The sequence below is a fragment of the Clavibacter sp. genome (genome assembly GCF_014802555.1).
Classification (GTDB): domain Bacteria; phylum Actinomycetota; class Actinomycetes; order Actinomycetales; family Microbacteriaceae; genus Clavibacter; species Clavibacter sepedonicus.
The window spans coordinates 1-8,747 of the sequence record NZ_JAAVCB010000086.1; the positions used below are offsets into that span (position 1 = coordinate 1).

Consider the following 8,747-nt stretch of genomic DNA (forward strand, 5'->3'; position numbering starts at 1 on the left):
ACGCGCGCTCCCGGGCGGCGCGGAGGCGCTCCCGGCCGGCCGCGAGGTCCACCTGCAGGTCGTCGATGCGCGCGCGGACGCCCGTCAGCGTGGCGGCGGCGGCCTCGCGCGCGGCGACGAGCTCGAGCTTGGAGCGAGTGGCGCCGGATCCGCCGCGCAGCACGTGCGCCGACACGACGTCGCCGCCGCGGGTGATCACGGTGGCCGGGCTCCCGGGGGACCGCGCCAGCTCGACCGCCTGCGCGAGGTCGTCGACCACGACGACGCCCGCGAGGATGCGTCGGACGCCGTCGGGCGCGTCGACCACGGAGGAGACGGGGACGGGACCGGGGGCGCCCCCAGTGGGTTCCGCGACCCGTCCGTCGGCGGATCCGGCGACGACCACCTCGACGCGCCCCAGGTCGTCATCGACCGCGCGCCGGAGGGCCGCGACGGCGTCGTCGTGCGTCTCGGCGAGCACCGCGTCGGCGAGCGATCCGAGCGCGGCGGCGACCGCGGCCTCGTAGCCGGGCTGCACGTGGACGTGCTCGGCGAGGAGGCCGCGGACGCCCGGCATGCCCGCGGCGACGAGGTCGCTGGATCCGTCGCGCTGGTCGAGCGCGCTCGCGAGGGCCTGCTCGCGCGCGGCCAGGGCGTCGCGCTCCCGCTCCTTGGCGTGCAGCTCCTCGCGCACGGCCTCGATCGCGGACTCCTCGCTGGCGACGTCGGCCTGCGCGTCCTCGTAGGCGCGCGTCAGCTCGGATCCGCCCTGCTCGTCGGCCTCGCCCTCCGCCTCGCCGCGCTCCCGCTCCGCCTCGGCGGCGGCCAGCCGGGCACGTGCGGCGTCGAGCGCGTTCTGCTGCCGGAGGACCTCGCCGCGGACGGCCGCCAGCCGCGATCCCGCGGTCTCCGCGCGACCCGTCAGCCCGGCGATCTCGAGGTCGTGCCGGGAGACGAGCGCGCTCTGGGCCTGGATCTCCTCGTCGAGCGCGTCGAGCGCCTGCCGCGCCGCCGCGGTCGCCTGGCGCGCGGACGCCCAGCCCGCCTCGGCCTCGGCGATGAGCGCGACCAGGCGCTCGGCCTCGTCGCGGGACTCCTGCACCTGCCCGGGCGTGGTGCCGGCGGCCGTCTCGGGGGCGTCGTCCGCGGATCCGAGGAGCGCGAGCCGCTGCTGCGCGAGCGAGAGCAGGTTGCGCAGGCGCTCCTGCACCTGCTCGAGCGCGAAGGCCGTGCGGCGGGCGCCGTCGACCTCGTCGCCCTCCTGCTCCTCGACGATGCGCTCGGAGCGGAGGACGGCGCGGTCGAGCTTCTCCTGCAGCACCATGCGCTCGGTCGTGCGCTCCTCCTCGGTGCGCGTGTGCTCCGCGAGCGCACGCCGCAGCGTCACGACCTCGTCGGCCACCAGCCGCGCGCGGGCATCGCGCACGACGGCCGCGACGGTCTGCGCCTGGCGCGCCACCTCCGCCTGCCGTCCGAGGGGCTTCAGCTGGCGGCGGATCTCCCCCGCCAGGTCGTTGAGTCGCGTGAGGTTGGCCTGCATGCCCTCGAGCTTGCGGAGGGTGCGCTCCTTGCGGCGGCGGTGCTTGAGGATCCCCGCGGCCTCCTCGATGAAGCCGCGCCGTTCCTCGGGCGTCGCGCGCAGGACGTTGTCGAGGCGCCCCTGGCCGACGATGACGTGCATCTCGCGGCCGAGCCCCGAGTCGCTCAGCAGCTCCTGCACGTCGAGCAGCCGGCAGGACGTCCCGTTGATCGCGTACTCGCTGCCGCCGTTGCGGAAGAGCGTGCGCCGGATCGCGACCTCGGTGTAGTCGATGGGCAGCGCGCCGTCGGCGTTGTCGATCGTGAGCGTGACCTCGGCGCGGCCGAGCGGCCCGCGGGTGGACGTGCCGGCGAAGATGACGTCCTCCATCTTGCCGCCGCGGAGGGTCTTGGCGCCCTGCTCGCCCATGACCCAGGCGAGGGCGTCGACGACGTTCGACTTGCCGGATCCGTTCGGCCCGACGACGCAGGTGACCCCGGTCTCGAACTGGAACGTGGTCGGCTGCGCGAACGACTTGAACCCCTTGAGGGTCAGGCTCTTCAGGTGCACGCCCGTCGCCCTCCTCGCGTGATGGTCGGGATCACGGTACCGGACCCGCGGGCCGCGGCCGGGAGCCGCGCGCGGGCGGGCCCGCGCAGCCCGCCGCCGATAGCGTGGGTCGCGCCGCCCGCCCCGCCCGCGCGACCCCGAGGGAGACCACCATGCCGCACTCCGACGACGACCTCGCCTTCGACGTCGTGGAGGTCCGCCCGCCCGTCGTGGTCGGCTCCGCGGGGTGGGACGACTTCGTCGCCCTGACCGACGTCGTCAACCGCGCGCAGTCCCATGACCTCGGGCACGACGCGTTCGTCTGGCTGCCCGAGGAGCTCATCGCCGACTACGCCGACGTCGAGCACGTGCGGAAGCGCCTGTTCGCGGCGCGCGTCGACAGCCGCGTCGTCGGCCGCGGCCTGCTCACGACGTGGCTCCACGACCCGACGACCTCCGACGTCGCGGTCTCCGTGCTGCCGGAGCACCGCCGCCGCGGGATCGGCCGGGCGCTGCGCGAGCGCGTGGAGCGGATCGCCGTCGACGAGGGCTGCCGGACGCTCACCGGCTTCACGATGCACCGTCCGGAGGCGACCGGCGCGCCGATCCCGTCGCCCGCGGGCATCGGCGCGGTCGGGGCCGACGACCCCTCCTCGCGCTTCGTCGTCGACGCCGGCTACCGGCTCGGACAGACGGCGCGGACCAGCTCGCTCGACACGGCGTCAGCCGCGCCGACGCTCGACGCCCACCTGGCCGACGCGCGCCTTGCCGCGGGCGACGCCTACCGCGTGATCTCGTGGGTGGACGCGACGCCGGAGCGCCTCCTCGACGACCTCGCCGTCCTGCACACCCGCATGTCGACGGACGCCCCGCAGGGTGACCTCCCGCAGACCGAGGACCCGTGGGACTCCGACCGGATCCGCGCGGCCGAGGCCCGCCGCGCCTCCTCGGGCCGGGTCGGGCTGACGACCGCGGCCGAGCACGTGGCCACGGGCCAGCTCGTGGGCTTCACGGAGATCGCCGTCTCCCCCAGCGGGCGCCGCTCCGACGGGCACGCCTACTCGTACCAGCAGGACACCCTGGTGCTCGCCGAGCACCGCGGCCATCGCCTCGGCATGCTCCTCAAGGCCGAGAACCTGCGGCACCTGGCCCGCCAGGCGCCCGAGGTCGACCGTGTCGTCACATGGAACGCCGACGAGAACCGGCCGATGCTCCGGGTGAACGAGGCGCTCGGCTTCGCGCACGTGGGCACGAGCGGCAGCTGGCTGCGCGAGGTCGGACCGGCGCGCTGACCGGCAGGTGGCTCAGGCCGCCGCGGCGTCCGGATCCGGCAGCGCCTGGCAGCGCGGGCAGAAGTGCGAGCCGCGGTTCATGAAGGCCTCGCGCACGATGGGCGTGCCGCAGCGCGGGCAGGGCTTGCCCTGCTGCCCGTAGGCGTTCAGCGAGTGCGAGAAGTAGCCGGACGCGCCGTTGACGTTGACGTACTGCGCGTCGAAGCTCGTGCCGCCCTCGGCCAGCGCCCGCGCGAGCACATGGCGCACCTCGGCGAGGAGCCGCAGCGCGCGACCGCGACCCAGCTGGTCGGTGGGGTGCGCGTAGTGGATTCGCGCGGCCCACAGCGCCTCGTCGGCGTAGATGTTGCCGATGCCGCTGACGAGCGTCTGGTCGAGGAGCGCGCGCTTGATCCCCGTGCGCCGCCGGGCGAGGCGCGACAGCAGCTGCTCGTCGTCGAAGGCCGGGTCGAGGGGGTCGCGCGCGATGTGGGCGACCTGCGTCGGCACCAGCGCGGCGGTCGATCCCCGTCCGCCCGCGTGCCCGTCGGGTGTCGCGACGAGGCGGTCGACGGCCATCGAGCCGAAGATCCGCTGGTCGACGAACGCGACGACGAGCTCGCCGTGCGCGGGGTGCTCGATGCCCATGCGGATCCGCAGCAGGCCGTCGGGGTCGGAGCCGGGCTCGCGGAGCAGCACCTGCCCGCTCATGCCGAGGTGGGTGACGAGGGCGCGCGGGCCGGTGCGGTCACCCGTCGGTTCGGGCTCGAGCGGCAGCCACATGAACTTGCCGCGGCGGACGGCCGAGGTGATCACGCGGCCGACGAGCAGGTCGACGAACGCGCCCTCGAGCGGGTCGTGCCGCTTGAGGGAGCGCGCGTCGAGGATCTCGACGCCCGTGATGCGCGCACCAGCAACCGCGGGCTCGAGGCCGGCGCGGACGACCTCGACCTCGGGGAGCTCGGGCACCGCGGGTCAGGCCGTGGTGCGCGCCTCGAGGCGCGTCCACGCCTCGAGCGCGGCCGTCATCTCGGCCTGCTTCTTGCTGGATCCCTCGCCCGTGGTGCGCACGGCGTCGCCGACGGTGACGACGGCGTGGAAGCGCTTGCTGTGGTCGGGGCCGCTGTCGCTCACGTCGTAGGCCGGCGCGGGCAGGCCCTGGCGCGCGGCGCTCTCCTGGAGCGCGGTCTTCGGGTCCATGGCGGCGCCGAAGCGGGCGGGGTCCTCGAGGAGGGGCGCGATGAGGCGGAGCACGAGACCGGTCGCGGCCTCTCCCCCGGCGTCGAGGTACGAGGCGCCGATGATGGCCTCGACCGTGTCGGCGAGGATCGACGACTTGGCCCGGCCGCCCGTGAGCTCCTCGCCGCGGCCGAGCAGCAGGTGCTCGCCCAGGCCGATGCGCGTGGCGACCTCCGCCAGTGCGACGCTCGAGACGAGGCTGGCGCGCCGCTTGGCGAGCTCGCCCTCGTCGAGGTCGGGGTTCTCGAGGTAGAGCATGACCGTGACGGCCTGCCCGAGGATGGAGTCGCCGAGGAACTCGAGGCGCTCGTTGTGCGGGATGCCGCCGTGCTCGTACGCGTATGAGCGGTGGGTGAGCGCGAGCTCGAGGAGCTCGGGGCTCACGTCCACGGCGAGGAGGCGCCGGAGCGCGTCGCGGTCGCCGTGGACGCGGGATCCCTGGGTGTCGGTCATGTCCGACGTGCTGTGCGGGTCGCGACTAGACGTCGGCGACCTTGCGGCCCTTGTACTCCATGTACAGGGGCGTGCCGGCGGCGTCCTCGATCACGCGCGCACGGTGCGGCATGGAATAGACGACCTTGCCGTTCTCGATGGTCTTGACGAGCGTGGGAGCCTCGGCCTTCCACTGCGAGCGACGCGCACGCGTGTTGGATCGGGACATCTTTCTCTTGGGAACAGCCATGGGTCAACTCTCATCTCTCTGCGTTTCGGTGTCGGCGTCTTCACGCGCCGCACCGCTGTCTTCGGAAGCTCGGAAGCCGGACAGGGCTGCCCAGCGCTGATCGATCACGGGCTCCGGTTCGGAGTCCGCCAGGACCAGGCTGATGCCGGGACCCAGATCGAGATCGAGGTCCTCGCCCGGCACTTCGGGCTGGAACGGCAGTGAAAGCACCACCGCATCCCGGATGACCGGCTCCAGGTCCACGTGCTCGTCCTGGACCTGGTAGTCGAAAGCTTCATCAAGACCATACGCGAATAGCTCGGCGAAATCGACTTGGACACGCTCCTGCATGTCGGCGAGCGTGCGCGCGGACTGGCCGTCGGCCACCGTGTCGACCTCGCCCGTGACCAGGATCCCGTCGTGCAGGGACTCGAGGCGCACGGTGACGCGCATCTCGCGGCCGGCGGGAACGGCGATGAGGCCCTCCCCCATGCGCTCGGGGGTGACGATGGTCAGGTCGAGCTCGCGCATCTCCCCGGGGCGGTGCACGATGTCGTGCACGTGGACCGTGAATGGGGTCTTCTGGAACCTGGACACCCGTAGATCCTACGGGGCGTCAGCCGGCGCGCCGGACGGCCAGCGCCTCCGCGACCGCCGCCGGCACGTAGGGCGCGACGTCGCCGCCGAGCGCCTCGACCTGCCGCACGAGCGAGCTGGAGACGTGGGCGTGCGCGGGATCCGGCAGCAGCATGACCGTCTCGACGTCGGCCAGGTCGCGGTTGACGAGCGCCATGGGCGTCTCGTACGCCACGTCGAGCTGGGAGCGCACGCCCTTGACGAGCACGGTCGCGCCGACCTGCCGGCAGTAGTCGACTAGGAGTCCGGCGCCCCAGGAGTCGACGCGGACGGTGGCGGGGAGGCCGGCGTCGCGGATCACGCGCTCGATGAGGTCCACGCGGTCCTCGAGCGGCAGCATCGGCGTCTTGCCGGGGTTGTGCACGACCAGGACGACGAGCTGGTCGTAGAGGCGGGCGGCGCGGCGGATCACGTCGAGGTGGCCGAGCGTGACGGGGTCGAACGATCCGGGGACGACGGCGATCCGCTGCATCCCGCCAGCCTAGGGCGGGCGCGGGTCAGTTCTTGTCGAGGAAGGCGCGCTCCTCGTCGTCGAGGCGGCGGGCGAGCGCGCGCCCGAGGGCCGGCTGGTCCGCGAGGTCGGGCGACGCCTCGAGCACGTCGTGGGCGTGCTCGCGCGCGGACTCGATGAGGTCGCCGTCCTGGGCGACCCGCAGCAGCCGGAGCGAGGAGCGGCCGCCCGACTGGTTCGTGCCGAGGACGTTGCCCTCGCGACGCAGCTCGAGGTCGACGCGCGCGAGCTCGAAGCCGTCCAGCGTCGCGGCGACGGCGTCCACGCGCTCGCGGGCGACGGTCTCGGGCTCCGCGTGGGTGACCATGAGGCAGAGGCCCGGCACGCCGCCGCGGCCCACGCGGCCGCGCAGCTGGTGCAGCTGGGAGACGCCGAAGCGGTCGGCGTCGAGGATCACCATGGTCGAGGCGTTCGGCACGTCGACGCCCACCTCGATGACGGTGGTGGCGACGATGAGGTCGATGTCGCCCGCGGAGAACGCCCGCATGACGCGGTCCTTCTCCTCGCCCGTCATGCGGCCGTGCAGCACGGCGCGGCGGACGGATCCGAGCCGCGGGTGCGCGCCGAGCAGCGCGTCGACCTCGGTGACGGTCGCGAGCGACGGCCGGGTGGGCGCGTCCTCCGCGCCCTCGCCGGCGTCCTCGTCCTCGGCGTCCGGATCCTGCGGGTCGATCGCCGGGCAGACGACGAACGCCTGCCTCCCCTTCTGGATCTCCTCCGCCGTGCGCTCCCAGACCCGCTCGATCCATCCCGGGTGCTCGTGCAGCGGGACGACGAACGACTCGATGGGCTGGCGGCCGCTCGGCAGCTCCGCGATGGTCGAGACGTCGAGGTCGCCGAACACCGTCATCGCGACCGTGCGCGGGATGGGCGTGGCCGTGAGCACGAGCACGTGCGGCGGGGTGCCGCCCTTCCGCCGGAGCGCCTCGCGCTGGTCGACCCCGAAGCGGTGCTGCTCGTCGACCACCACGAGCCCGAGGTCGAGGAACCCGACGCGGTCGCCGAGGAGCGCGTGCGTGCCCACGACGATGCGCGCCTGGCCGCTGACGATGCGCAGCAGCGCGCGCTTGCGCTCCGCCGTCGAGAGCTGGCCGGTGAGGAGCGTGGGCATGAGCTCGGCCGCGAGGTCCGGCCCGAGCGAGGCGGTGAGGGAGCGGAGGTGCTGGCTCGCGAGCACCTCGGTGGGCGCGAGGAGCGCGGACTGGCCGCCGGAGTCCGCGACCGCGAGCATCGCCCGGAGGGCCACGAGCGTCTTGCCGGAGCCGACCTCGCCCTGCACGAGCCGGTTCATGGGCCACGTGCGCGCCATGTCGGTCGCGATCTCCTCGCCGACGAGCCGCTGGTCACCCGTCAGCTCGAAGGGCAGCTGCGCGTCGAGGCGGTCGAGGTGGCCGCCCGGGGTCGGGATCCGCGGGGTGGCCGGGAGCGCCCGCGCCGCCTGCCGCCGCTGCAGCAGCGCGGTCTGGAGCACGAACGCCTCCTGGAAGCGCAGGGCGTCGCGGCCGCGCTTCCAGTCGACGTCCTTCTCGGGGCGGTGCACGCCCTCGAGCGCCTCGCGGTACGGGAGGAGGCCGCGCTCGGCGCGCACGTCGGCGGGGACGGGATCCTCGAGGTCGTCGACCGCGTCGAGCGCGAGCTCCACCGACTTCGCGACCTGCCAGCTCGCCATGGATGCGCTGGCCGGGTAGATCGGGATCGGCATCTCGGCCCAGCGGCGCGCGGCCGCGTCGGGCTCGCCGCCGGAGAGCTCGGGGCCCTCATGCGCGTCGAAGAGCTCGTAGTCGGGGTGGGCGAGCTGGAGCGCGCCGCGGTAGTCGCTCACCTTGCCCGCGAAGATCCCTCGCACGCCCGGCACGAGGTCCTTGGCGCGCCACGCCTGGTTGAAGAAGGTGAGGGTGAGGAAGCCGCGGCCGTCGGTGATCCGCACCTCGAGGATGCTGCCGCGCCGCGCCCGCATGGGCCGCTCCCGCACCTCGCGCACCTCGGCGACGATGGTGGCCTGCTGGTCGACAGGCAGCTCGGCGAGGGCCGTGAGCTCGCCCCGGCGGGCGTAGCGGCGCGGCAGGTGCTCGAGGAGGTCGGCGACCGTGCGGAGGCCGAAGGCCTTCTGCAGCACGCCCGCGGTGCGGCCGCCCACGACGCCCGCGAGCGCGGCGCCGGATCCGGTCATCCCCCGAGTGTACGAGGGACGTCCGACGCGGGAGCGCCGGACGGCGGTGCGCCCGCGGTCCCGTCGTCGGGCCCCTCGTCGGACCGGGGTCGGCGGCGCACCAGCGAGCGCGGGGCGACGAGCGCGAGGATGCGGTCGACGCGTCCCGCGCGGGCGCGCAGGGCGTCACCCAGCGCGACGAGCGCGGCGGCCTGGGCGGCGCCCGCGGCAGC

Annotated in this window: 9 protein-coding genes; 1 reads left to right on the forward strand and 8 read right to left on the reverse strand. The window is 74.5% G+C overall.

All coding sequences use genetic code 11. The annotated features are described in order from the left end of the window. The coding region (locus HDR73_RS09975; protein ID WP_287136425.1) for a chromosome segregation SMC family protein at nucleotides 1-2,068 on the reverse strand (2,068 nt) is incomplete at its 3' end. Between the two features lie 152 nt (nucleotides 2,069-2,220). Here HDR73_RS09975 and HDR73_RS09980 point away from each other — a divergent pair. Then, on the forward strand, nucleotides 2,221-3,339 hold the full coding sequence (locus HDR73_RS09980; RefSeq protein WP_012298177.1) for a GNAT family N-acetyltransferase: 1,119 nt from the start codon (nucleotides 2,221-2,223) through the stop codon (nucleotides 3,337-3,339). A gap of 12 nt (nucleotides 3,340-3,351) precedes the next feature. On the opposite strand, the gene mutM is transcribed toward HDR73_RS09980, so the two are convergent. From mutM to HDR73_RS10015, 7 genes are all read right to left on the reverse strand, one after another. Next, complete coding sequence (gene mutM, locus HDR73_RS09985; protein WP_012298176.1) at nucleotides 3,352-4,287, reverse strand: bifunctional DNA-formamidopyrimidine glycosylase/DNA-(apurinic or apyrimidinic site) lyase; 936 nt, start codon at nucleotides 4,285-4,287, stop codon at nucleotides 3,352-3,354. A 6-nt stretch (nucleotides 4,288-4,293) separates the two neighbouring features. Beyond that, entirely contained in the window at nucleotides 4,294-5,010 is a 717-nt protein-coding gene (rnc, locus tag HDR73_RS09990) for a ribonuclease III (protein ID WP_012298175.1), read from the reverse strand. A 25-nt stretch (nucleotides 5,011-5,035) separates the two neighbouring features. Then, on the reverse strand, nucleotides 5,036-5,239 hold the full coding sequence (gene rpmF / locus HDR73_RS09995; protein WP_012298174.1) for a 50S ribosomal protein L32: 204 nt from the start codon (nucleotides 5,237-5,239) through the stop codon (nucleotides 5,036-5,038). Nucleotides 5,240-5,242: 3 nt separating this feature from the next. After that, a complete protein-coding gene (locus HDR73_RS10000) occupies nucleotides 5,243-5,815 on the reverse strand; it encodes a YceD family protein (protein WP_012298173.1) in 573 nt (190 codons plus the stop codon). A gap of 19 nt (nucleotides 5,816-5,834) precedes the next feature. Next, nucleotides 5,835-6,326 (reverse strand): pantetheine-phosphate adenylyltransferase, encoded by a 492-nt coding sequence (gene coaD / locus HDR73_RS10005; RefSeq protein WP_012298172.1) that lies wholly within the window; start codon nucleotides 6,324-6,326, stop codon nucleotides 5,835-5,837. 25 nt (nucleotides 6,327-6,351) lie between these two features. Next, entirely contained in the window at nucleotides 6,352-8,535 is a 2,184-nt protein-coding gene (locus HDR73_RS10010) for an ATP-dependent DNA helicase RecG (protein WP_012298171.1), read from the reverse strand. Further along, the coding region (locus tag HDR73_RS10015; RefSeq protein ID WP_287136426.1) for a hypothetical protein at nucleotides 8,532-8,747 on the reverse strand (216 nt) is incomplete at its 5' end. The genes HDR73_RS10010 and HDR73_RS10015, both read right to left, overlap by 4 nt.

What these genes read in the sequence shown, in the direction of transcription:
- rnc (WP_012298175.1), bottom strand. Translation starts at nt 5,010, where the DNA reads ATGACCGACACCCAGGGATCCCGCGTCCACGGCGACCGCGACGCGCTC.
- coaD (WP_012298172.1), bottom strand. Translation starts at nt 6,326, where the DNA reads ATGCAGCGGATCGCCGTCGTCCCCGGATCGTTCGACCCCGTCACGCTC.
- rpmF (WP_012298174.1), bottom strand. Translation starts at nt 5,239, where the DNA reads ATGGCTGTTCCCAAGAGAAAGATGTCCCGATCCAACACGCGTGCGCGT.
- HDR73_RS10010 (WP_012298171.1), bottom strand. Translation starts at nt 8,535, where the DNA reads ATGACCGGATCCGGCGCCGCGCTCGCGGGCGTCGTGGGCGGCCGCACC.
- HDR73_RS09980 (WP_012298177.1), top strand. Translation starts at nt 2,221, where the DNA reads ATGCCGCACTCCGACGACGACCTCGCCTTCGACGTCGTGGAGGTCCGC.